Source organism: Janthinobacterium sp. PLB04, assembly GCF_021165895.1.
GTDB lineage: Bacteria > Pseudomonadota > Gammaproteobacteria > Burkholderiales > Burkholderiaceae_D > Janthinobacterium > Janthinobacterium lividum.
The window spans coordinates 3771442-3795429 of sequence record NZ_CP088968.1; the positions used below are offsets into that span (position 1 = coordinate 3771442).

The following is a 23988-nucleotide window of genomic DNA, read 5'->3' on the forward strand; positions in this document are numbered from 1 at the left end:
CGATGAAAACACCGATTGCCCTGCTGTGCGCCTGCCTGCCGATGCTGGCATGGGCCGCACCCTACACGCCGAAAGACGGCAGCGCCGTCATCGAGCAGCTGCCTCGCCGCGCCGATGCCGCGCAGCTGGCCTTGCGCGGCTTGCGCCAGCAACTGAATGACACGCCGCGAGACCTGGCCCTGGCCACCAGCCTGGCCCAGCGCTACATCGCCCTGGCGCGCAGCGAAACGGACCCGCGCTACCTGGGCTACGCGCAAGCGGCGCTGGCACCCTGGTGGCGGCAGGCGGCGCCGCCCGTCCCCGTGCGCCTGCTGCGCGCCACCATTTTGCAAAGCACCCACCAGTTCGGCCCGGCCCTGCAAGACCTCGACGCCGTCGTCGCGCAGCAGCCGCAAAACGCCCAGGCCTGGCTGACGCGCGCCACCGTCCTCACCGTGCAGGGCGACTACACCCAGGCGACAGCCAGCTGCGCCCGGCTGTCGGCATTGACGACACAGCTGGCCACCGTCACCTGCCTTGCCAATATCGCCAGCGTCACGGGCCGCGCCGCCAGCAGCGAGCGCCTGCTGGAACTGACCCTGCAACGCAGCGCCGGCGCGGCACCCGAGCTCGATAGCTGGGCCTTGACCCTGCTGGCGGAAATGGCCACGCGGCGCGGCGAGTCCACGCTGGCCGAAGCGCGCTACACCAGGGCGCTGGCGCAGCAGCCGCGCGACAGCTATCTGCTGGGCGCCTACGCGGATTTCCTGCTCGACCGCCAGCGCCCGCAGGAAGTCGCCCGGTTATTGAAGGAGCAGCAGCGCATCGACGCCCTGCTACTGCGTTACGCGCTGGCGCTGCAGTCGCTACCCGGCCAGCAGACGGCCTTCCAGGCGGCAAAGGCGGAACTGGCAGCCCGCTTCAACGCCGCCATGCAACGGGGCGACACCGTGCACCAGCGCGAACAGGCCCGCTTCGCCCTGTTTTTGCAACAGGATGTGCCGGCAGCCCTGCAACTGGCGCAGAAAAACTGGGCCATCCAGAAGGAAGTGCCGGACATGCGCATCCTGCTGGAAGCGGCCCTGGCCGCGCGCAACTACGCGGCGGCGCAACCGGTGCTGGCCTGGGTGGCGGCCAATGGCGTGGAAGACGTGGCCCTGCAGCGCCTCGTCAGGCAGCTGGGGCCGCAGGATGGGCAGAAGCTTAGCGCCGCAAAGAAAGTAGGTGCGCTGTGAAACGATATCTTTTCGTTTTGCTGCTGTGCGCCTGGCTCGCCCCCGCGCAGGCGCACAAGCCCAGCGACAGTTATTTGAGCCTGGCCGTGCACGGCCAGCAGATCGAAGGGCAATGGGATATCGCCCTGCGCGACCTCGATTTCGCCATCGGCCTCGACGGCAATGGCGACGGCGAGCTGACCTGGGACGAAATCCGCGCGCGCCACGACGCCATCGCCGCCTACGCCTTGCAGCGCCTGCAGCTGGCCAGCGACCAGGGCGTCTGCCCCTTGAAAGCCGTCGAACAGCTGATCGACAGCCACACGGACGGCGCCTACAGCGTGCTGCGCTTCCAGGCCAGCTGCCCCGGCACCGCGCCTGTCAATCTCGCCATCGGCTACACGCTGTTTGCCGACCTCGATCCGCAGCACAAGGGCCTGTTCAAGATCAATGCCGGCGGCGCCACGCAAACGGCCATCTTCGACCCGGACAACCCGCGCCAGAGCATTTCCCTGGCCGCGCCCGACCGCCTGGCGCAGTTCGGCGCGTATGTGAAACACGGCATCTGGCATATCTGGATCGGCTACGACCATATTCTGTTTTTGCTGTCCTTGCTGCTGCCGGCCGTGCTGCTAAAAAGTCCAAATGACACGGACCGTTTAAACCCAATGGCGGAGAGCCGGGGTCGGACCCTGAGGGTCCGACCCCAGACTTTGCATCTGGGTTTGAACGCAGCGTTTATTGACGTTTTTAAAGTCGTCTCGGCATTTACGCTGGCCCATTCCATCACCCTGAGCCTGGCCAGCCTGTCGCTCGTCTCGCTGCCGTCGCGCTGGGTGGAATCGGCGATTGCCGCTTCCGTGATCCTGGCCGCGCTGAACAACCTGCTGCCCCTGTTCCACGGCAAGCGCCCCGTGGCCGCCTTCGCCTTTGGCCTGATCCACGGTTTCGGCTTTGCCAGCGTGCTGCGCGACCTGGGCTTGCCGCAAGGCTCGCTGCTGGCCAGCCTGCTGGGTTTCAACGTGGGCGTGGAACTGGGCCAGCTGGCCATCGTCGCCGCCTTCCTGCCCATTGCCTGGCTGCTGCGCAAGACCTGGCTGTACCGGCAAGTGCTGACCGTCGGCTCGCTGGCCATCGCGCTGGTCGCTTGCGTGTGGCTGGTGGAGAGAATTGCCGATATCAAGCTGATCAGCGCATGAGCGGGGCGATTCATTAGCCTGACTAATAAGACCATGCCGATTCCAACGGCTTATCAACGAGTGGCTGACGCCGTAAAGTAGCTCCTGTCAATGATTGAAGGAGCTAGCCATGAACCGCGTCACCCTGAATAACGGCATCAGCATGCCCGTCGCCGGCTACGGCGTCTTCCAGATTCCCGACCCCGCGGAATGCGAACGCAGCGTGATCGACGCCATCGCCGCCGGCTACCGCCTGATCGACACAGCCGCGTCCTACATGAACGAGGCGGCCGTCGGCAAGGGCATCGCCCACAGCGGCGTGGCGCGCGAGGAACTGTTTGTCACCAGCAAGCTGTGGGTGCAGGACACGGGCTATGAACGTACGCGCGACGCCATCGAACAGTCGCTGCAACGCTTGCGGCTCGATTATCTCGATTTATTCCTGATCCACCAGCCGTTTGGCGACGTGCACGGTTCCTGGCGCGCCATGCAGGACGCTTATCGCGGCGGCAAGCTGCGCGCCATTGGCGTGAGCAACTTCCAGCCCGACCGTCTGATGGACATCATCGCCTTCAACGACATCGCGCCCGCCGTCAACCAGATCGAGATCAACCCTTTCCACCAGCAGGCGGACAGCGTGGCCTTCATGCTCGAGCACGGCGTGCAGCCGCAAGCGTGGGCGCCATTTGCCGAGGGCCGCAACCATCTGTTCAATAACGAGTTACTGCTGGACATCGCCAGCAAACATGGCAAGTCCGTGGGCCAGGTCGTTCTGCGCTGGCTCACGCACCGGGGCATCGCCGTGCTGGCCAAGACCGTGCGCCGCGAGCGCATGGCGGAAAACCTGGCCATCGACGATTTCGACCTCGATGAAGCGGACATGGCCGCCATCGCCACCCTGGAAACGGCTACCAGCAGCTTCTTTTCGCACCGCGACCCGGCCATTGTCCAGTGGATGGCCGAACGCACGCTTGATATTTAAGGGAAAGCACATATGCCAACAGAAGATACAAGCACGGGCCGCCGCGGCTTCCTGCTGGCGGCCGGCAGCCTGACCGTCACGCCATTGATCAGCTCGGCGCAAGGCCAGGCGGCGCAGGCGACAGTGGACGGGCGCCGCAAGCTGGGCACACTGGAAGTATCGAGCCTGGGCCTGGGTGTGCAAAACATGAGCCGCACCTACCAGACAACCGTGCCCAGCCGTCCAGAGATGCACAAAATTATCCGCACGGCATTCGAGCGCGGCGTCACCTTCTATGACGCGGCCGAGGCGTATGGTCCGCACGAGGTGGAACGCATCCTCGGCGAAGGCGTGGCACCGTTTCGCAACGACATCGTCATCGCCACCAAGTTCGGCTGGAATATCGACCAGCAGACGGGCGAGCGCCGGCCCGGCCTGAACAGCCGCCCCGCGCACATCAAGCTCGTGGTCGAAGGCATGCTCAAACGCCTGCGCACGGACCGCATCGACTTGCTGTACCAGCACCGGGTCGACCCGCAAGTGCCGATCGAGGACGTGGCCGGCGCCGTGCAGGACCTCATGAAAGAAGGCAAGGTGCTGCACTGGGGCTTGTCGGAAATGGGCTTGAACACCTTGCGCCGCGCCCATGCGGCCCTGCCCGTCAGTGCCGTGCAAAGCGAATACTCGATGCTGTGGCGGGGGCCGGAAGACGGCGTGCTGGCCCTGTGCCAGGAACTCGGCATCGGCTTCGTGCCGTGGAGCCCGCTGGGCGTGGGCTTCCTGGCGGGTGCCATCGACGCCAGGACGCGCTTTGCCGATGGCGACATCCGCAAGATCGAGTCGCGTTTTTCACCAGAAAACCTGCCGCACAACCTGGCGCTGGCGGCCCTGGTGAATAGCTGGGCCACGCGCAAGCAGGTGACACCGGCGCAGATCGCCCTGGCCTGGCTGATGGCGCAGCGGCCGTGGATCGTGCCGATTCCCGGCACCACACAGATGGCGCACCTGCTGGACAATATCGGTGCGGCGCACGTGCGGTTGACGTCGGGAGAAGTGGCCGAGCTGAACCAGGCTGTCGCGGCCATTGCTATCCGGGGCGCGCGCCTGCCCGACGCCGTGCAGGCCTATTCGGGCGTGGAAGCGCCCCTCAGGGAAAAGTGATGAAGGTCTGCGGCACGGCGTCAGTCAGCCACACGCCGTTGTCGGACACGTAAAACACGTGGCCCTGCGCCCGCATGGCGGCCGCATCCACCATCAGCACGACGGGCTTGCCATGGCGCCCGCCGACAGCCACGGCCGTTTCGCGCTTGCTGGACAGGTGCACATGGTTGCGCGATCCCGGCAGCAGGCCGCCGGCGCGGATCGCCTCGACAAAGCGGCTGGCCGTGCCGTGATACAGCATGGCGGGCGGCGTGGTGGGCGGCAAGGCGATATCGACGGCCGCCAGCGAGTGGCCCTGGTTGGCGCGGATGCGCAAGCCGTCGTCGCTGATGGCGTAGCGCGTCTTGCTGTCGTGCGCCACCACGTCATCCAATTGTTCACGGGAAATCCGGCGGCCATGTTGGGCCGCCAGCGCCAGCAGCTGGCCGATATCGGCCCAGCCGTGGGGATCGAGCGCGAGGCCGATTTTTTCAGGGGCGTGGCGCAGTATGAGGGAAAGGAATTTGCTGGTATTTACCAAATGATCTGTCATGCCCCAGTCTACCGTTATCAGAACGCATATGACAAGGTCAGGCGCGCGGAACGGGGTTCCACCGGATGAAAATGCCGGTCATTCACCCCGTCCGCCCCCTCGCCGGGCAGGCGCGACGCATAGTAGTAATCGATGTCGCTGGCGCGTTTGTTGAACAGGTTGAAGACGTCGAGCGACAGCCGCGTCTTGCGGTTGAGCTGGTATGCCACGCGCGCATACGCCAAGGTGGTCGAGGCGGAGCGCACGCTATTGTCCTCGATCAAGGGACGGGGGCCGAAATAGCGCAGCTGGAAGGCGCCCGACCACGGGCCCTGGTCCGTCACCGTCACGCCAAACGAGGCCACCTTGTCGATTGAGCCCGGAATGAAATTGCCGGCCGGATCATTTTCCGTATAGCGCGAGCGCGAGGCGGCCAGGTCCAGGTCGAACAGCAACCACGGCGCGGCAATATAATGGTTGTTCCACTCGATGCCGTGGCGGCGGCTGGCGCGGCTCGGCTCCGTTTCGCCCGCATCGCCCACGAACAGCAATTCCGACGCGATATCGAGACGCCACAGGGCCAGCGAGCTTTGCAGGCCCGGCAGCCATTCCGTGCGCGCGCCCAGTTCCATGCCTTTGCTCGGTACCAGAGGGGTGACGGGCATGGCGGCCTCGCCATCGGGCAGGCGCGTCTGCGTCGTGCCGCGTGCATCGTTGCTATGAAAACCTTTTCCATAGTTCACGAAGAATTCCGTCTTGCTCCATGGGCCAAGGATCAGGGACAGCTTGGGCGAGACCACGTGATCGTTCGCCGCGCCGCTGTTGCCGGCTATGCTGCTGTTGACATTGAAACGGTAGGCGTCGTAGCGCAAGCCCGCCACCGAACGCAGCCAGGGCAGCCACTGCACCGTGTTTTCGCCATACAGGCCGAGGCTGGCCTCGCGCACGCGGTCCTCGCGCACCGTACTCTGCCGTACCCGTTCCACCGTGTTGTACAAGCCCACGGGCGACAGCCGGTCGTAGCGCGCCTGCACGCCGACCTTGTTGCGCAGGGGAAGACCGAACAGCTCCGTGGTCCAGCTTTCGCCGGCATTCACGCCGGCCACCGTGCGCCGCTCGCTTTGCTGGAACTGGTCGCCGGCGGCCGGATTGGCGAGGAAGTAGGTGAAATCGCTGTTGAGTTCCAGCTGTGAACGGATCAGGTAAGCGTCCAGCTCGAACAAGCGGTTCTGCGTGCGCTGGCGCATGGCGTAGGACAGGCTGGTGCGCGAGGTGTCGCCGCCGTCGCTGGGCGCCAGCGAGCCGAAACGGCCGATCCGGCCCGATGCCACGGCGCGCAACGGCACCTGGTCGGTGGCGTTCCAGCCATTCTTGTACGCCATGGCCGTCACACTGAAACCGTTGTCCGGCGTGCCCTGGCTGTAGCGCAGCACGCCGCTATATTTGCGCACCCTTTCCGGCACATCCCAGGGGCCGTTGTTACGGTTGACTTCCAGGCCGTACAGCAAGGTGCCTTGTCCTGCTGCAAAGGAATCGGCCACGACGCCGCGCACATAGCCATGCTGGCCGACGGACACGCTGGCCTGGCCCTCCGGCAATTTGTTGGCCAGGCGGATGCGCGCGCTGCCTGCCGAGGAAAAATCACCTTCGCTGGCGAAATACGGCCCCTTCTTGTAGTCGATGCGCTGCACCAGCTCGGGAATGAGTAAATTGAGGTCGGAATAGCCTTGCCCATGGGCATGCGTGCGCATGTTGACGGGCATGCCATCGACGTGGGTGGCGAAATCCGTGCCGTGGTCGAGGTTAAAACCGCGCAGGAAATACTGGTTGGCCTTGCCGTCGCCGCTGTGCTGGGTAACGATCAATCCCGGCACGAATTCCAGCAGCTCCCCCGTGCGCAAGGCGGGCCGGTTGACGATCAGTTCGCTGGTGATGACGCCCTGGCTGGCCGCGTCCGACGTGCCGACGGCGTTGTCGTAGTGGCCCGTCACGCGTACGGTGCGCGCTTCATTGGCAACGGCATCGGGCACCGCGGCGGCAGGCGACGCCGCCCATGCGCTGGCCTGGATGGCCAGCCAGGCCAACGCCAAAGGGATTTTCCTGGATTGCATCTCTTCTCCCGTTCATCCTGAAAACAACTGCTGGTGGCTCGCCCCTGAAGATACGCAAAACACCGGCGTTCGGATTCAAACATTTGCGCAAAATCAAGCTGCAAAACACATGTTTTCAAACAATGAAATAAATCGCGGCGAGTTATCTTTAGAGAGAATGTCGCCATATAAAAAGTGCATACTACCTGTCAGAATCCGCGCACAAGACCGGCCCGCCAGCATCTCCTGCCATGCCTGCCGCTCTTTCGCCCGCGCCGCTCCGCCGCGCGCATCAGGGCTGTCGCTGTGATTTCGCCGTCTACGCGACGCCCTGCCATGTCGACCATGCAGGCTGGCGCAGCCGCGGCAAAGTCTTTGGTTTTTTCCATATTGTCAGACACCGGCACGCCTGCACGGCGCGGCCTGGCGACCACTTTGAACTGGAGAACTACATGACATTGTTCCTGCCCTCTTCCACTCTGCTGACACCGGGCGACAATCCGGATGGCCAGCGCTTCGTGCTGGCCTCGCAGCAATGGATCGACTTGCAGACGCGCATCCAGGCCGTGCTGGCCCTGCCGTCGGATATCGGCGAATACGAACAGCGCTACGGCGACGCTTCGTCCGGTTCGCAAATGAAGGAATGCTTCGACGCCATGCGCAAGCTGCGCCAGACGGCCGAGCGCTACGGCAGTCCCAGCAGCCTGCGGGCAAAGATCCTGCACGATCCGAATTTCCTGGCCAACGGCACGCGCCCGAAAAACGATGCCTTTTCCGCCACCGTCTGGACCGTGGAGCGGGCGCACCGCGATGCCTTTACGCTGTCGTCGACCTTGCGCAGCATCCCGGAAATGGCGCGCCACGAATCGGCGGCCGACGCCACGGCCGGCATCAGGAGCCTGTTCCTCGACAATGGCCAGATACTCGACAATATGCAGAACACCATCGCGAAAATCGGCGAGTTGATCGCGGAGTTCGAACACATCGAAACAGCGCTGGACGACGCCCAGTTACTGATGCGCACCTTCACCGAACGCTCATCCAAGACGCGCACTGAACTCGACAAGGAAATCGGCGCCCTGGGACAGAAAATCGGCGAACTGGAGCGCGCGCGCGACGCCGCCTATTCGAAATGGCTGGCATTGACTATTTCCGCCTGCATCGTGCCCGCCGTCATCGGCATCATCGGCATTGCCATCATGGTGATCCTGGCCGTGCCCACGGGCGGCGGCAGCTTTGCCATCGGTTCGGCCGTCACGGGCGGCGGCGTGGCCCTCTCCGCAGCGGCGCTGGGCGCGGCGGCCGGCGTGGCGCGCGGCAAATACGATGGTCTGGTACAGGAAGTGCACGAGCAGAGCGCCTTCCTCGCCAAGCGCGTGTGCTACCGCAGCGACCTGGGCGCCCTCGATGAACTGATGAAATTCTCGCTGCCGGCATCCAACGGCATCCTGGGCCAGTTGCGCAGCGTGCAAGCGGCCTGGAGCGCATCGGCGCGGGAACTGGGCGCGCGCGCCAGCGATTTGAGCGTGGACAACCTGCACACCGGACCATGGCTGCGCGAAGCCGAGATGGTCAAGGCTGCCGATGGCTGGCGCACGCTCGACAACGCCTTGAAGGCGTTTGTTACCGGGTCCTTTGTCGATGCCAACCTGATCGGCTTTGGCGCCAGCTTGCCGCCAGACCAGCCCGACTGGCAGCAGCAACTGACGGCCAGGCTCGCCGCCTGACGCCAGCGTTTTCAGTAGCTGTTTTCCGTACTTCCACGCAGTCTGACCTGATCACTGAAGGGAACTACCATGAGTGTTACCGCTATTAATACCGCCGCCACGCCATCGATCGACCCGCCGCCAGGCTTGACCACGCCGGCCAATCCCCAATCCGGACAAAAGAGCCAGTTTGCCCTGTTCAGCGATAGCTGGATCGAATTGCAAGCCTATGTGGGCTCGGCCACCGAATTGCCCATCACCAAAGGCGATTTCGAAAGCAAGTACGGCGCCGTCGATGGCTCGCAGACGGTACTCGATTGCATCGGTGCAATGAAAAGCGTGCAAAACGCCTCCACCGAATTCGGCAACCCGAAAAGCCTGCGCGCGGCCCTGATCAAGAATCCCGGCCTGCTGGCCACGCCGACGCCGCCGACAGAAATCTACACGCACACAGTATGGCTGGGCCAGCGCGTGCATGACACCTCGACCAAGCTGGTGAGCGGCTATCAAAGCGTGCTGGATGAACTGCCGGGCCTGCCTCCCAAGGAACAGGTGGAGAACCTGAAAGCCTATCTGTTCGACCAGACCATGGGGCCGATACCGCTGGCGCAAAAAATGTCGGCCGAAGTGGCGGTACTGATCAAGAAGCTGGGTCTGTTCGAACAGAAAATGAATGAATACAACAGCAAGCTGCAGGCATTTACCAGCAGTTCGTCGACGATGATCGCCAATGTCAACCGCACCATCGGCAGCCTGGAAACGAAGATCGTGGAGCTGGAGAAACTGCGCGATGCCGCCTACAAGGCCTGGCGCGACTTCACCATCGCCGCCGTCACGGCGTCCGTCGGCTGCGCGCTGATCGGCGGCCTGCTGGCGCCGTTCACGGGCGGCGTCTCGCTGCTGGTGGGCGGCGCAGCCGCCATCGCCGCCGGCGTCGGGCTGGGCATCAAGGCGGCGCAGAACCGCGCCGCCTACAACGAATATTGCACGCAGATCAGCAGCCAGACGCAGGAATTGCAAAAGAAACAGCGGCTGCGCAGCGACCTGGGCGACTTCAACACGCAGATGGCGCGCGTGGGACCGGCCATGTCCAAATTCCTCGGCAACCTGCAAACGGTGGAAGGCGTGTGGGTGCAGATGAATACGGACATGATCACGCTGGGCAACAGCATCACGGAATCGAACGTGGGCAGCATGCCTTTCCTCGTCAAGGCGAAAGCCAAGCTGGCCATCGATTCCTGGCAAGCCATCGATGACAGCGCCAAGCAGTTCACCGTGCAATCGCTGGTCGACTACGACAACCTCGCATTCGGCCAGCACCTGTCGGAAAACCAGCGCGCCGCTTGATGACAGTTGCCCCCCGGCTCAGGCACCGGGGGGCAAACATACCGATCGTTGGCTTCTAGAAAGGCAAACACCATGTCGAGACAATTCGGATATCCGCTGGCAGTGCAACAGGCGGCGCTGCGGCAAGCTGTTGATGAGGGCAATCCCCATCTGGCGTTTGAAGGCGGCAGCGCCTGGGATCACCTCACGTACTACCTGGTCCAGGCGGACAAGCTGCGGCCCGGCCCGGACCAGCCGCTGGCAGCGGCGGCGCAAGCCGTAGCGGACGAGGCTGCCCGCTTTGGCACGCCGCAAAGCTTGCGCGCCCTGCTGGCCACATCGCCTGACGCCCTGGCGCAGAATACGCCGCCGGCCATGCTGTACGCGTGCCTGGTGTGGTTTGTCTTGCGCCTGAAAAATTCCGCTTCCAGCATGCTATCGTATCAGCAATCACTGCTGGAAGCGGGTGTTGGCGCCAGCGACAGGCGCGAAGTACTGCATGCGCTGGGACCGATGGTGGAAGAAGCGCGCGCGTCCATTGCCCCCCTGCTGCAAGGCTTGAACAAATGGAAGGATGGCGTCTTGCCGGCGAATGCGGCGCTGGCCCGGCTGGCAACACAGACGGGCACCGATCTGCAGGCACAGCAAGAAGCGCTGGGGCGCTTGCTGGCATCCATCGCATCGATAGAGGAACAATTGGCGCACCTGGGCCTGTTCAGCGGGCACAAGAAAAAGGAACTGGAGGCGCAGTTGCACACCTTGCGCGAGCAGCTGACGCGCGACACGGCGCTGTCCGAGCAGCTGCGGCTGCAACTGGAAGGCGTCAACCTGCTGCTGGCCAACGGCGGCTGGCTGGAAGCGGCTATCGATGAGCTGATCCATTGGCTGGATGGCTTGCGCACCGCGTGGAGCGCTCTCGGCTCCGGTACGACCCAGCTGGCGGCAGACGCCAGCGACGCGGAACTGGGCAACGACAGCTGGCTGGCGCAAACACTGGCCACCGCCATGGCCTTTCCCCTGTGGCAGGCGCTCATCACCGCCGCGCAACGCTACGCCAGCAACGCGCTGGTCGACTTCCCCGCGCCGGCCGACGCGACGGGACGGCAGTCATGAAGCGCGCCGCCGCACGCCTGCTGCATCTGCTGGCCATGGCCACCCTGGCGCTGGGACTGCTGCATGCTCCCGCCATGGCGCAAAACAGCAATACCGCCGCGCTGGAAAACGCGCTGCGCCAGCTGGCGCAATTCCAGCGCGAAGTGGCGAATATGCGCAATGCCGTGCGCCAGCCTCTGGGGCCGTACCCGCTGTACACGCAGTGCAGCTGGTGCAGCGAGCATGCGTGGTGGGGCCTGGGCATGTGCACCAAGACGACCACGGAAACATGGTCGCAGAATGTCGATTTCACATGGACGCGCAACCAGCTTGATCAAGTGCTGGCCCGCGCCGAACGCGATGCGGGCAACCTGGGCGCGGCATATGCTCCCACCCAGGCGTGGATAGACAGCTTGCCGGCCTTTAGCCGCGCCTTTGACGCGAACGCCGACCGCGTGCTGGCGGTGCAGGAGCAGATTCGCCAGGGAATCGGACCCAACGACCAGCAGCGGCAAACGGCGACGCAGGCGCTGCAACAGCTGAGCAGCGACATGGAGCGCAGTTCGGCCCAGCTGAAGGCGGGCACGCAGGCGCTGGCGGTGTCGCTGCAGCAGCAAAGCGCCTATCGAGAACAGATCCGCCTGGCCATCGAGGGTGCCGACCGCTCGGCCCAGGAAGCGCTGCGACAGATTGAACAGGCGGCCCAGTCGCATCACTGCCAGGATGGCTTGCCGCAAAAGTTCAATGCCATCCGCGACGACTTCAAACGCTCGATCCAGAGCATCTCGGCAGCTTTCCAGCAGCTCGACAGCAGCAGCCGCGGCGCCGAGACCGGCCTGGCCGCACTGCTGGGCGCTGTCGTCACCTCGCAGACCGACATGCAATCCATCCTCGACCTGCTCAAGGCGGCGCAGAACGACAAGCTGGGCAGTTTCCTCGAGCGGCTGCACCTGAATGCGGCGAAACAGCAATGGCATGACCTGGCCAATGCCTATACGCGGGTGGCGCGCGAAGCGGCGCTGGCGCAAGGAGGTGGCTGACTAAGACTGACACTGCCAGGATGCCGCCGCTTTGCGCTGTCTCAATGCCACGGCCGCCCTGCTTCCTATGATGAGCATATGCAGCTTGTGCGATGCCGCATCCATTGGGGGGGGCCGTGGGAAAATCGGATACCAGCAGCGTTAGCGCCAATGCGCCGGCAGCGGTGCGCAAGAAAGATGCGCTGCCATTCATCCTGCTATACATCCTGCTGGCGGGCTTGCTGGCCGTGATAGGGGGGGCGGTACTGGCGCCCCACTACCATGCCGTGCCGGCGCTGCTGTGGAGCCTGGGCTTTTGCGTCAGCGGCATGCTGCTGGGATTCCTGTTCGGCATACCGCGCAGCCTGCCATCGGGCACCGTCAACGCGGCGACGCCCGAGGAGCGGGCCAATGGCAAGGGCCGCCCCACGGACGAACCGCCCGCCGCCGGAGCCGATGCGGCAGCGGGCAACGCCGGCAACACCCTGTTCCTGGGCACGCCCACGCCCATGGAAGTCAATTCGAACCTGGTGGAAGTGTCGGACTGGCTGACGAAAATCATCGTCGGCGTGGGCTTGATCGAGCTCAAAAGCCTGCCCGGCAGCGCGCGCAGCATGGCCGCCTTCATCGCGCCCAGCCTGGCCACCGACACGCCGACCGCCATGGCCGTGGTGGGCGGCATCATGCTGTTCTTTTCCGTGCATGGTTTTTTGATCGGCTACCTGCTCACGCGCATTTACCTGTCCATCATGATCAAGCGGGCCGACAGCCTCGTCAAGAACGACTCCGTGCGCCTGGAGAGCGGCAAGGAAATCGAAGTGACGGAACTGAGCCGCTTGCAGCAAAAATCGCTCGAAGACATGCAGGAAGTCGTGACGCAGCTGCTGCTGGCCCATCCGCCGGACGGGGGCGCGGCCGTCACGGCCCTGGCCGGCATGCCGGCGGAGAAAAAGCAGGCAGGCCTGCTGCTGTGGCTGGACGACCATCCGCGCAACAATACCTTGCTGGTGGAACAGCTGGAACGGGAAAACATCAAGGTAGACCAGGCGGTCTCGACGCAGCAGGCGCTGGCCATGCTGCAACAGAAGCACTATGCGCTGCTCATCACGGACATGGCACGGGTGGAGAACCGCCAGCGCATCAAGGATGCGGGCGTGCACACGGTGCGCGAAGTGCGGCAGGCCCAGCCCGCGTTGCCCATCATCGTGTATTGCAGCAAGGATACGGTCGCCAGCTACGGCACGGAAGCGGAAGCGGCCGGCGCCCGTTTCATCACCACGTCGGGCACCAGCCTGCTGGCGGCCGTCAACAAGCTATTGCATGAAGAACGCCAGGACGGCGATCAATCCATCCGGTAACGGTAGCTGCCCACGTAATGGAGCGAACTGCGCTGCGGGTGCGCCATCTGATTCGGCGCAAACACGCACACGCTCGTGTCGGCCAGCACGCCCTGCGCCTCCGCGTCCGCGCACGCCTGCGCCAGCCAGCTGTCGCCATACGACACGCCGTCCAGCAACTGCGCCAGCGGCCCTGGCGCCGCCAGCATCGCGCTTTCAACACAGGCCGGCTCATAGCCCGTGAGTCCCGTTTCCAGGAAGAACGGCGACGGCAATACATCGCCGTCTTCCGTGTATGTGGGCGCCAGGTAGGCCTGCAGCGCTTCCCAGCCGGGAAAGCGCCCATTGCAGGCAAACACGTGGACGGTCGGCATGGTGGAAGACAAGCTTACAGCTTCTCCATCTTTTGCCGCACGGCCGGTGCCGTCGCAGCCATCGGCGCCAGTTCCAGATAGGTTTTATAGGCCGCTTTCGCCTTGACGCCATCGCCGGCCTTGGCATACGCGTCGCCCAGGTTCAGATAGGCGATGGCGCGCGACGGATCCATCTTGACCGTGTTTTCAAACCAGCGGGCCGCTTCGCGGTATTTTTCCTGCTTGTAGAAGACAAAGCCCAGGTTGTTCGCCGCCAGCGCGAAGTCGGGCCGCAGTTTCAGCGCTTCCGTAAATTGCGCTTCCGCCGCCGCATATTGTTTCTCCTTGTACAGCTGCAAGCCACGGTCGTTGGCCCGCTGCGCCAGCTGGCGCGCCGACGTCGGCACGGCGCCTGGCGTGACGATCTTCTGTTCGCCGCCCTGCAAATCCTTCACCGTCACGCTGGCAGCCGCCGGCTTGGCGTCGAGCTTGCTGTTCAGGGCAATGGCTTCCGTCGACAGCTGCGTCGTGTTCGGGCTGAGGAACTCCGTCTCGCCCGGCAATTCAAACACGAAATCGCCCCCTTCCGAGCCCGGCAGGCTGCCAAACGCGGGCGTCTGGTTCGATACGCTGGACACGGCCGGCGCCACGTAGGCCGCCAGTTCCGTCGCCGTAATGAGACCGTCGCCGTTCAGGTCGCCCTTGCCCGCCAAGCCTTGCAGCAAGGTCCACGTGAACACGGAATGGCCGTTCGGTCCGCCATCGGCCACCAGCTGGTCGCCGCCGCCAGCCGTCAGCATTTGCCTGCCGATGCGCTTGGCATTGTCGCGCAGGAAGGAGCTGGAACCGGCGCCGCGTGTCAGGCCCAGGCCGCTGTAGCAGGCGTCCATGACAAAGAACGCATGCTTGGCGGTCAGGCTTTCCGCGATATTCTGGATTTCCGTCATCGGGATCGCATCCGTGGCGAACTGCGCCGGATCGGAATCGACGGGCACGATGTAGCCGAGGTCGCGCCCGGAACTGAGCTTGCGCGTGGCGCCGTGGCCGGCGAAAAACACGAAGATGCGGTCATTCTTTTGCACGCCGCCATGCGCCAGCTTGTCGTGGAAGGCGGCCAGGATATTGTTGCGCGTCGCTTCGCCATTCTTCAGGGTGACGACGCGCTCGGGCGCAAACGCAAACTTTTCAATCAGCGTTTCGCGGATGCCCTGCGCGTCGCGCACCGCATATTGCAGTTTCGGCCATTTCGCGTAGTCATCGATGCCGATCACCACGGCCCAGGAATTGGCATAACCGGTGGTCACGGGCACTTTTTCCGGCGCAGGCGCCGAACTTTTCGCCACCTGGAAGCTTGTGCCATCCCAGCCCGCGAATTGATAGCCTTCCGCGATCAGCTTGTCCAGCACGGCCGGCAAGGCTTTCACCGTGCGTTCGTGGATGTCGTGGAACAGAATGATGCCGCGCCCCGCCTTGTCGACGGAGGCCAGCACCCGGTTCGTGATCGAGCTGGGCACGGGGTCGGCCCAGTCCAGCGAATCGATATTCCACATCACGGATTTCAAGTGCGCATCGGCCAGCGCGGCCATGCCTTCGCTGTTGCGCGCGCCATACGGAAAGCGGAACAGCGCGGCCCGCTCCGGGCTGATGGCCTTCAACAGGGTGTCGGTACCGAGGATTTCACCCTTCAGCTTGTCGCCCGTCTGTTTCGACAACTGTGCGTGGCTGAAACTGTGGTTGCCCACGGCATAGCCTTCCTTCATCAGTTTGCGGCTCACTTCCGCGCCCGCGTTCAGCTTGGCGTGGCCTTCCGCGTCCAGGCTGCCCAGGTTGCGGCCCACGTTGAAGAACACGGCCGGCACGCCATACTGTTTCAGGATGGCGCTGATTTCTTCCGTGTAGCGGCGGTGCGGGCCGTCGTCAAAGGTCAGCACGATGGTTTTCTTCGGCAAGCCCAGGCCAAAGATTTCCGCCTCATCTTTTTTTGGCACCGGCTTGGCTTCGGGCACGGAACCAGCCGGCGGTGTTGCATATGGCACGACGATGCCATTTTCCTTGAGGATCTGTTCGCGGCTGTAGAGTTTTTTCAGCTGCGCCACGTAATCATCCCACCGTTCGCGCTTGAGTTCGATGGCGCGCTGGCCCAGGTTGCCGAAGATTTGCCGGATTTCCTTCTCGTAATTGCGCTCGATCTCGCCCAGCGCATCGAGGTCTTCGGAAATGCGCTTGTGCAGCTTGATCGCCGGCAAGGAGGAATCTTTGGCCACGTCGGCCAGCATGCTTTGCAGCAGTTCGCGGAAAGCCAGGCGGTCCGCGTCGTACAGGCCGGGATCGGATTCGATATACGTCAACAGGCTGTCGAGCGCCTCGAAGCGGCCCGGATTGGTGGGCGCAGTCAATTGATCCAGCACAAGATCGAGCTTGGCGATGCGCTCCTGGTTTTCATGGAACAGCGCCTGCCCCACCTTGCGGGCTTCATCGCGCGCGCCTTCCGGCAAGCTTTGCTCGTCGGCCAGCAGCACGATGATCTTGCGAAAATTGCCCAGCAAGTCGCGGAACTGGGCGGCCACGGCGGCCGTATCGACGGTGGATTGGGTCGCGGCGGCCGGGCTGCCCGAGGCGGGTGCGCCCGGCGTGGCGGTGGCGGCGGGACGGGTGTAGCTATAAATGCCGGCCCCAGCGGCGAGTGCCACGACAACGGTGGCGGCGATCTTGATCGGCTTGGAAGTCACAGGCTTGTCATTCCCTTCACATACTATGCATAGAATTCAGATGGCGCGGATGCGCCCGATGCATAATTGTAAAGCACGCTAGGCACAAGCTCAGCCCGCACGCTGAATTTGGGCAATAATATCGCTGAACACCTTCATAGATAGTGAAAACGGAAAAGACGATGCACAAGAAACTCTGCGCAGCCGCGCTGATGCTGGGCGTGGCCCTGATGCTGCTGCAACTGCGCGCGCATGCGGGCGATGGCACGGACAACGTTGTGGCCGGGCGCGTGTGCCTGCCGCACTGAGCCACGCCTTGCGCTGACGCTACACCTTGGCCGGTTCCCAGTAACTGGCCAGGCCCAGCTTTTTCAGGCCCGCCGCCACGAAGCGCGGTTCCAGCAATTCTTCCGCCGTCAACGGTAGGCGGATCAATTTTTGTTCCTGCGCAAACGCCAGCACCCGGCGGTAATGGCGGTACACGGCGTCGTCGTACAGCGGCGACCAGCGCTCCTTCCACTGCAAGCCTGGATCGTCATAGCTGCGCCGCACCACGCTGTCGGGCGTGCCGTTGCGCGTACCATCCTTGATGATCGCCTCGCGGTTGCCGTCCAAAGCCGCCCAGTGCTGGGCCCGCAGCCAGGCCGTGGCCACCAGCTCGGCGATATCGGGATGGGCTTGCGTAAAGTCGCGCCGCGCCCACAGTTCCGCCCGCATCTTGCGTTCCGGCAGTCCTTTGCTGGACCAGATGATGCGGCCGATGCCCTTGTCTTCCAGCGGATAGCCATTGATCATGAACAAGGCGTCGACGGCGCCCGTGGCCAGCGCGGCCGTGCCTGGTTTGAGGTCCATATTAATCAGGCGGAAATCCGTGGGCGACATGCGCTGGTCGGCGATCAGCTGGCGCAAGCCCAGTTCCCACGGCCGGCCCCGGTGCACGCTGATGCGCTTGCCTTTCAGCTCGGCCAATGACGTGGCGCGCGAACTGGTGGGCACCAGCAGGAACTGGTCCGTGCCCCGCCCCGCCGGCACGATCACCTGCGTGCGCACGCCGCCCGCGTTGAGGATGACGGACGGCAAGTCGCCATACGCGGCCATGTCGATGCGCTCGCTGGCGAACGCTTCATTCATGGTGGCGCCCGTGTCGCCCGTGACGGGCAGCCATTCCAGCCGCACGCCCCTCTGCTTGAGTTCGCGCGCCAGCCAGCCTTCCTGCTGCACCCGGTAAGCGATGCCGCCCAGTTCCGCCTTGCCGTTTTCCGCAAAACCCGTCGAGGCGATGCGCAGGGCCGCCGGCGGCGCCCCCGCCTTCGCCGCAGATACCGCCTGTCCCGCCAGGGGCAGCAAGGCCAGCCCACCCATCACCGTGCGTCGCCGCATCGCATTCTCCTCATCATCATGCATGGCCACTGTTGACGTATTTCCCGCTCAAGCCGCCCGGCGCGTCTGCGCCAGCGCCGCTTCGAAGGGACGGGGATCAATCCACGCGCGCACGTTGACCTTGCTGGGCAGGAAGTTCCAGCGGAACAGGAAATCGCTGAAATCCTGCAAGCCCGCGACCGACGTTTCCGCCAGGTCCGTGTCCAGGCGCAGATGCGCATCCTTGCCGTAGGCTACCTGCACCCAGTGCTCGCTGGCATTCGATTCACGCGCGAGGAAACGCCGCGTCTCGTCCGCATGGCCGCGCGCCCACGCTTCGGCCCGCAGCACCTGGTCGACCAGGGTCACGGCAGAGCTGAAATGATTGTCCAGCAGGTGCGCATCGACGCTCAGGGTGCGCGGCGTGCCATTGTTGGCGCGGATCAAGGGCTCCGGATGGATGCCCGTGTCGATCACCGTATGCAGGCCGAACTGCTGCGCCAGCTGGGCCGCCGAGGCGCCTTTCAGGAAGATGGCGTCCACTTCGCCCCGCAGCAGCCCCAGCAGTTCCGGGCTTTGGCCGCCGCGCCGCGCGCCGCTGAACAGGTTTGTGGCCGCGCCCTTCTCCGGCGCCGCCTCGCTCTGGCCCGTGCTGACCACATAATCGACCAGTTCCACGTCCGCCACGGCCAGCCCTTCCAGGCTCAGCGCGTTTTCCAGCCCGCGCAAGGCTTGCGCGCGCGCAAAGTCGATCTGCGCCTTGCTCCATAATGGCAAGCCGAAACGCCGCCCCTTCAAGTCGCGCACCGACTGGATGCCGCTGCCGGGCAAGGTCAGTATCAGCTGCGTCTCATCCGACCACGACAAGCCGATCACGCGCGTCTCGCGTCCCGCCGCGCGCGCCCACAGGGCCGGGATATTGCCGCCGTGACGCACGGAGTTCCGCAGGGTGTGGTCGAAATGCGATTCGCGCACGGCTTCCTGGTCCGACTCGCGCAAGGAGCGCAAGCTGGTGCCGTCGGCGCGCAAGGCATCTTCCAGCCAGCCTTGCTGCAAGGCTATTCCCAGGCCCGTGGGGACGGGGCAGCGCGTGTACCACAGGGTGTCGAGTGCGTTGTTATTGCTCATCTTGTATCTCCAGAGTGGGTGGACCGGTCAAAAAGGAAACTACAGCGCCATCCTGCGCGCCCATTCATTGCCATCCCATGAACTGCTGGGATCTACATCCTGCGCCACGGGCGCATGCGTGTCGTCCAGGTCGCTGAAATCCGCATGCAAGCCATCGCGGATGGCGACAAAACCGGGCGAACCGCGCTGGCGCGGGTGGGCCAGCGGCACGTCCTGCACGCGGCGCACCTTGCCCGGACGCGCATCGAGCACGACGATGCGGTCGGCCAGGTACACGGCTTCATCGATATCGTGCGTGACCATGACCATGGTGATGCCCTCGTCCTGCCACAGTCGGCGCAGTTCCTGCTGCAGGCGCAAGCGGGTCAGCGCGTCGAGTGCGCCCAGCGGCTCGTCCAGCAGCAGCACGTCGGGCCGCCCCACGAGGGCGCGGGCAATCGCGGCCCGCTGCGACATGCCGCCCGATAATTGATGCGGATACGCATCCGCATAGCCGTCGAGGCCCACGCGCGCAATTTCCGCCGCCACGCGCGATGCCCGCTCGGCCATTGGCACACGGGTATTGCTGAACGCCACGGCCACGTTCTGCTGCACCGTCAGCCAGGGAAACAGGCGGTGATCCTGGAACACGAGGCCCCGGTGCAAGTCCGTGCCACGGATGGGCACGCCATCGTGCAGCAGCAAGCCCGTGTAGTCCGTGTCCAGGCCCGCCAGCAGGCGCAGCAAGGTGGACTTGCCGCAGCCGGACGCACCGACGATGGCAACGAATTCGCCCGGGGCAATCGTCAGCGAAATATCGTCGAGCACCAGCAGCGGCGCGCCTTTCAGCGAAAACGACTTGCTCACGTGCTGCACTTGCAAGCCGCCGCTCAGGTGCTGCTGTTGCGGCGACAAGGCCGAAGGGGAAACGAAATCATTCATGGCGCACTCTCTGCGGTGGGGGCGAGGGAAGGAATGGCGGCGGGCGGCGCCCGGCGCAGCCAGCGGCTGCCGTGGAAAACCAGCCAGGCGGCTAGCCAAGGAGCCAGCCAGATCAGGAATACATTGCGCAAGCCCGTCAGGTCGGCCAGGCGGCCCGCCGCCAGCGCGCCAGCCGTGCCGCCCACCATGCCGAACAGGGTCAAATGGGCCGAGACCCTGGCCTTGTCGACGGGCGCGCGGGCGATATTGTCCGTATTGACGAGGTTATTCACGCCCAGGCCCAGGCCCAGCAGCACGGAGGCGGCCAGGTAGGCGATGCTGCTGGGCCACAAGCCGAGGATCAGCAAGGCGGCCATGATGGCCAGGTGGGCGCCACCATACAGCTGCTCGCGGTAGCGGCTGGCCAGCACGAAGCGCCCGAGGAACAGCAGCACCAGCACGCAGCTGAGTCCCTGCACGGCCATCAGCCAGACGGAATGATGCGCAGGCCAGTGCAGCACGCGGATGGCCAGCAGGATGGAAAACACGCCCACGCTGGACGCCGTGAAGCTGGCGAGGATCTCGAACAGATAGGTGCTGCGCACGATAGGCAGGCGCAGCAGTTCGCGCAAGCTGGCCGCGCCGGGCAACAAGGCTTGGCCTTCCAGCTTGCGCGGCGCCGTATTGCTGGGCAACACTTGCCAGCCCAGCACGGCCAGGATGGCGAACATCAGGGCCGAGATCAAGAAGCCCGCCTTCAGCCCCAGTTGCGCGATCAGGTAGTTGCCGCACAAGGGGCCGAGGAATTGCATGCCGAGAATTAATGTTCCCTTGTACCAGCCAGCCTTGCCCTGCCCCAGTTCCGGCAGGCGCACGAGAAACACAGTACTCATGGCCACGATGCGCAGCGAGATGCACAGGCCGACGAGAAACATCAGCAGGGCCACCCATTGCCAGCCGGGCAGCCACGGCAGCACGCAAAAGGCCAGCGCCAGGCTCAGGCTAACGCCCGCATACAGATGCTTCGGGTTGCCGCGTGAAAGAATGTAGCCGGCCGGTATGGTACCCAGCGCCATGGCCAGGGTTTCCGCGCTGCTGATCGCGGCCAGCTGGAAATTGCTCACGTGCAGGTGCAGTCCCAGCAAGGTGGCCAGCACCTTGTTCATGCCGATGGTCACGCCCGACAGCAGGGTCAAGCCGATAAAGCGCAGCAAGAAGGCGCGCAGCTCGCCTTCGCGGGCGCTGACGGCCGCGTCTGGCTGGAATGGCAACGATTCACTCACTGCTGCGCCCCTTCACCAGCAGGCGCGCGAGACGCGCAAACGCCACGTTCATCGCCTGCGCCAGCAGGGCGATCACGAGCACGGCCAGCAAGACGACATCCATGCGGCCCGACACTTCGCCATTGAGCAGCAATGAACCCATGCCGGGGCCGGCTGAAAACAGCAGCTCGCCGCCCAGGCACGCGAGCCAGGCAAACGCCAGCGCATGCGTGACACCGGTGACGATGGCCGGCATGGCGCCCGGCAGCAAGATCTGGCGCAAGGTCTGCCAGCGCGTCAGGGTCAGCACCTGCCCCACTTCGCGCAAGCGCCCCTCTACCTGGCGCATGCCCGCATACGTGTTGAGCACGGTCGGGTAAAAGGCGGCGATGGCGATCACCAGCAGCTTGGCGCCGTCTCCATTGCCCACCCACAGGCCCAGCAAGGGTATCAGGCCCAGCAGCGGCACTTGGCGGATGCTGTGAAACAGCGGCCCGATCAGCCGGTCCGCCAGCGGCGACTGCGCCATCAGCGCGCCCGTGACGATGCCGGCGCTGCCGCCCAGCAACAAGCCGGCCAGGGTGCGACCCAGGCTGGCGCGCAAGTGTACCCACAGCTCGCCCGTCAAGACCAGGTCGCGCAGACTGTGCGCCAGGTCGCCCAAGGACACAAAGATGTAGGCGGCCGCCGCGCCCTGGCCGGAAGCCCATTGCCAGGCGCCCAGCAAGGCCAGCGGCAGCAGCGCGCCTTTTATGAACAGTATCAAACGCTGCTTCATGCGACGCCTCCCTTGCCATCGCCGCTACGTTTCCAGCGCATCAGTCTCGATTCCAGCGCGTGGCATAGCCGGTCCAGGCCGAAGCCGATCACGCCCGTCAGCACCACGCCGACCATCACCACGTCGAGGCGGAACATTTGGCGGCCCATCTCCATCATCTGCCCCAGGCCGCTGTCGGCGGCCAGCAATTCCGCGCCCACCAGCACCATCCACGAACGCGACAGGGCGATGCGCATGCCCGTCAGCGCGGCCGGCACGATGGCCGGCAAGACGATCAGGCGGATACGCTGCCAGCGCGAGAAGCAATACACTTGCGCCACCTCAAAGTAACGCTGCGACAAGTTGCGGATGGCGTCATGCACGGCCAGCGCGACGATGAAGAAACTGGCCTTGGCCACGATAAACACTTTAAAACTCTCGCCTATGCCGAACAGCAAGATAAACAGGGGGATCAGGGCCACCGTCGGCAGCTGGCGCAAGACATTGAACGTGGGGTCGACGTAGCTGCGCAAGCCAGGCGACAGCCCCAGCACGACGCCAAAGGCCAGGCCGCAGCTGGCGCCCAGGCCGAAACCGGCCAGCAGGCGAAACAGGCTGATGCCCAGGTGCTGGCCCAGTTCGCCGCTCTCGGCCAGGTCGCGGGCCGTCAGCAGTACTTGCCATGGCGACATCAAGATGTGCGCAGGCATCCACTCGAACGTGGTGACGGCCGTCCACAGCAGCAGCAAGGCGAGCGGCGAGGCCCACACGGACCACGGCGAGCGCACGAAGCGTCGCAGCCAGGGGATGGAGGCCGCACGCGCTGGCGCAGGGGCGCGGGGCAAGGCGATCGCGAGGGAAGTCATGGCGCCCAGTACGTTTGCAGCTTCAGCTGCGCCAGTGCCTGGTTGACGAACTGGGGCGCGAACAGGCTGTCGACTTGCAGGGGCCGCGCGATCAGGCCCGCGCTCTTCGCATACGCCGCCTCGCCCACGTAATGCTGGCGCAGGCTGGCCGTAAACAGGGGCGACCAGCGCGCCTGCCATGGCGTATGGTCGCCCGCCAGTTCGCGCCGCACGACGCTTTCCACCTGGCCCGCCGCCGCCTCCGTGCGCACGTATTCGTCTTCGCCGCCGGCGCCGGCGGCCCGGTGGTGCTCGCGCACATACGCCGTCACCACCAGCTGGGCCAGTTGCGGCCAGCGTTGCAGGAAACCGCTGTCGGCCCACAGCTCGGCGCGCATCTTCCAATCCTGCGGCGGCGCCTTGCTCGACCAAATGATCTTGCCCACTTTTTTATCTTCCAGCAAGAAGGCATCGCTGAGGGTAAAGAAAGCGTCGGCGCCGCCCGTCGCCACGGCCGCCGCACCGGCCTGCGGATTCAGGTTGAGGATCTTGACGTCGCGCAAGGTCATGCCGTTCGCTTCCAGCAGGCGGGCAAACGGATATTCCCACGGCCGGCCACGGTGCAAGGCGATCTTCTTGCCCTTCAAGTCCTTGATCGACTTGGCCGTGGAGCCGTTCGGCACTACGAGGTAGGTGTTGTTGGCGCTGCCGCCGGGCAGGATCAGCCGCGTCTGCAAGCCCGAGGCATTGGCGATAATCGACGGCAAGTCGCCATACTGGGCCAGGTCGATCGAATGGTTGGCAAACGCCTCGTTGACTTGCGTGGCCACGGAATTGGTGGTGACGGGCACCCACTCCAGCTTCACGCCCAGCTTGCCCAGCTCGGCCGCCAGCCAGCCCGTCGATGCCACCTGGGCGGCCGAACCGGCAAACACGGTCTTGCCGGACGGCGCCGTGCGGGCCACGACGGCGATGCGCACGGCGGCCGGCAGTGCTTCGGCGGCGGCGGCCATCGCTGGCGCCAGCAGGCTGGCCGCCACGGCGGCGGCGAATGCTTTGCGCCAGATCAAACGTAAGAATTTCAATGACATTGCGGGCCTGT

The 23988-nt window shown here is 64.6% G+C and carries 22 protein-coding genes; 11 read left to right on the plus strand and 11 right to left on the minus strand.

The genetic code is table 11. From position 1 onward, the window contains the following. The first annotated feature begins 2 nt into the window (after positions 1 to 2). The 4 genes from LSO07_RS16775 to LSO07_RS16790 all read left to right on the plus strand — a co-directional run bounded on the left by LSO07_RS16775 (position 3) and on the right by LSO07_RS16790 (position 4493). Positions 3 to 1214 carry a hypothetical protein gene (locus LSO07_RS16775; protein ID WP_151095607.1) on the plus strand — a complete coding sequence of 404 codons (1212 nt, stop codon included), beginning with the start codon at positions 3 to 5 and terminating at the stop codon, positions 1212 to 1214. Next, positions 1211 to 2392: a HupE/UreJ family protein gene (locus tag LSO07_RS16780; RefSeq protein ID WP_151095610.1), complete on the plus strand. Its 1182-nt coding sequence runs from the start codon at positions 1211 to 1213 to the stop codon at positions 2390 to 2392. The genes LSO07_RS16775 and LSO07_RS16780 overlap by 4 nt, the downstream gene beginning before the upstream one ends. Positions 2393 to 2501: 109 nt before the next feature. Next, positions 2502 to 3353 (plus strand): aldo/keto reductase, encoded by an 852-nt coding sequence (locus LSO07_RS16785; RefSeq protein WP_151095613.1) that lies wholly within the window; start codon positions 2502 to 2504, stop codon positions 3351 to 3353. A 12-nt stretch (positions 3354 to 3365) separates the two neighbouring features. Continuing rightward, positions 3366 to 4493 carry an aldo/keto reductase gene (locus tag LSO07_RS16790; protein ID WP_151095616.1) on the plus strand — a complete coding sequence of 376 codons (1128 nt, stop codon included), beginning with the start codon at positions 3366 to 3368 and terminating at the stop codon, positions 4491 to 4493. On the opposite strand, the gene LSO07_RS16795 is transcribed toward LSO07_RS16790, so the two are convergent. Beyond that, positions 4480 to 5025: an RNA 2'-phosphotransferase gene (locus LSO07_RS16795; RefSeq protein WP_099387900.1), complete on the minus strand. Its 546-nt coding sequence runs from the start codon at positions 5023 to 5025 to the stop codon at positions 4480 to 4482. The two genes, LSO07_RS16790 and LSO07_RS16795, sit on opposite strands and share 14 nt — an antisense overlap. A gap of 17 nt (positions 5026 to 5042) precedes the next feature. Then, complete coding sequence (locus tag LSO07_RS16800) at positions 5043 to 7115, minus strand: TonB-dependent receptor (protein WP_151095620.1); 2073 nt, start codon at positions 7113 to 7115, stop codon at positions 5043 to 5045. On the opposite strand from LSO07_RS16800, the gene LSO07_RS16805 reads away from it, so the two are divergent. From LSO07_RS16805 to LSO07_RS16830, 6 genes are all read left to right on the plus strand, one after another. Then, on the plus strand, positions 7072 to 7404 hold the full coding sequence (locus LSO07_RS16805; RefSeq protein WP_167468613.1) for a hypothetical protein: 333 nt from the start codon (positions 7072 to 7074) through the stop codon (positions 7402 to 7404). The genes LSO07_RS16800 and LSO07_RS16805 overlap by 44 nt on opposite strands. 142 nt (positions 7405 to 7546) lie before the next feature. After that, complete coding sequence (locus LSO07_RS16810; protein ID WP_151095623.1) at positions 7547 to 8821, plus strand: alpha-xenorhabdolysin family binary toxin subunit A; 1275 nt, start codon at positions 7547 to 7549, stop codon at positions 8819 to 8821. A gap of 69 nt (positions 8822 to 8890) precedes the next feature. Next, a complete protein-coding gene (locus tag LSO07_RS16815; RefSeq protein WP_151095627.1) occupies positions 8891 to 10147 on the plus strand; it encodes an alpha-xenorhabdolysin family binary toxin subunit A in 1257 nt (418 codons plus the stop codon). Between the two features lie 72 nt (positions 10148 to 10219). Next, entirely contained in the window at positions 10220 to 11239 is a 1020-nt protein-coding gene (locus LSO07_RS16820; RefSeq protein ID WP_151095629.1) for a hypothetical protein, read from the plus strand. Further along, entirely contained in the window at positions 11236 to 12258 is a 1023-nt protein-coding gene (locus LSO07_RS16825) for a hypothetical protein (RefSeq protein ID WP_151095632.1), read from the plus strand. Before LSO07_RS16820 ends, LSO07_RS16825 begins: the two co-directional genes overlap by 4 nt. Before the next feature lie 116 nt (positions 12259 to 12374). Next, positions 12375 to 13595 (plus strand): response regulator, encoded by a 1221-nt coding sequence (locus LSO07_RS16830; RefSeq protein WP_191909698.1) that lies wholly within the window; start codon positions 12375 to 12377, stop codon positions 13593 to 13595. On the opposite strand, the gene LSO07_RS16835 is transcribed toward LSO07_RS16830, so the two are convergent. Then, complete coding sequence (locus LSO07_RS16835) at positions 13580 to 13960, minus strand: immunity 22 family protein (RefSeq protein ID WP_151095638.1); 381 nt, start codon at positions 13958 to 13960, stop codon at positions 13580 to 13582. The genes LSO07_RS16830 and LSO07_RS16835 overlap by 16 nt on opposite strands. Before the next feature lie 2 nt (positions 13961 to 13962). Beyond that, positions 13963 to 16656 (minus strand): polysaccharide deacetylase family protein, encoded by a 2694-nt coding sequence (locus LSO07_RS16840; protein ID WP_151095641.1) that lies wholly within the window; start codon positions 16654 to 16656, stop codon positions 13963 to 13965. Between the two features lie 161 nt (positions 16657 to 16817). Here LSO07_RS16840 and LSO07_RS28375 point away from each other — a divergent pair, with 161 nt between their 5' ends. Then, complete coding sequence (locus tag LSO07_RS28375) at positions 16818 to 16943, plus strand: hypothetical protein (protein WP_256608825.1); 126 nt, start codon at positions 16818 to 16820, stop codon at positions 16941 to 16943. Between the two features lie 19 nt (positions 16944 to 16962). Here LSO07_RS28375 and LSO07_RS16845 read toward each other — a convergent pair whose 3' ends face one another. The 7 genes from LSO07_RS16845 to LSO07_RS16875 are packed head-to-tail and all read right to left on the minus strand — an operon-like array spanning position 16963 to position 23977. Beyond that, a complete protein-coding gene (locus LSO07_RS16845; protein ID WP_191909699.1) occupies positions 16963 to 18015 on the minus strand; it encodes an ABC transporter substrate-binding protein in 1053 nt (350 codons plus the stop codon). A 48-nt stretch (positions 18016 to 18063) separates the two neighbouring features. Continuing rightward, positions 18064 to 19122 carry an ABC transporter substrate-binding protein gene (locus tag LSO07_RS16850; protein WP_151095648.1) on the minus strand — a complete coding sequence of 353 codons (1059 nt, stop codon included), beginning with the start codon at positions 19120 to 19122 and terminating at the stop codon, positions 18064 to 18066. A 39-nt stretch (positions 19123 to 19161) separates the two neighbouring features. Continuing rightward, on the minus strand, positions 19162 to 20043 hold the full coding sequence (locus tag LSO07_RS16855; RefSeq protein ID WP_052140120.1) for an ABC transporter ATP-binding protein: 882 nt from the start codon (positions 20041 to 20043) through the stop codon (positions 19162 to 19164). Beyond that, positions 20040 to 21305 (minus strand): MFS transporter, encoded by a 1266-nt coding sequence (locus LSO07_RS16860; protein ID WP_151095651.1) that lies wholly within the window; start codon positions 21303 to 21305, stop codon positions 20040 to 20042. Before LSO07_RS16860 ends, LSO07_RS16855 begins: the two co-directional genes overlap by 4 nt. Next, positions 21298 to 22062 carry an ABC transporter permease gene (locus LSO07_RS16865; protein ID WP_151095654.1) on the minus strand — a complete coding sequence of 255 codons (765 nt, stop codon included), beginning with the start codon at positions 22060 to 22062 and terminating at the stop codon, positions 21298 to 21300. Before LSO07_RS16865 ends, LSO07_RS16860 begins: the two co-directional genes overlap by 8 nt. Continuing rightward, positions 22059 to 22907 (minus strand): ABC transporter permease, encoded by an 849-nt coding sequence (locus LSO07_RS16870; protein ID WP_151095657.1) that lies wholly within the window; start codon positions 22905 to 22907, stop codon positions 22059 to 22061. The genes LSO07_RS16865 and LSO07_RS16870 overlap by 4 nt, the downstream gene beginning before the upstream one ends. Further along, a complete protein-coding gene (locus LSO07_RS16875) occupies positions 22904 to 23977 on the minus strand; it encodes an ABC transporter substrate-binding protein (protein ID WP_151095661.1) in 1074 nt (357 codons plus the stop codon). Before LSO07_RS16875 ends, LSO07_RS16870 begins: the two co-directional genes overlap by 4 nt. Between the last annotated feature and the right edge of the window lie 11 nt (positions 23978 to 23988).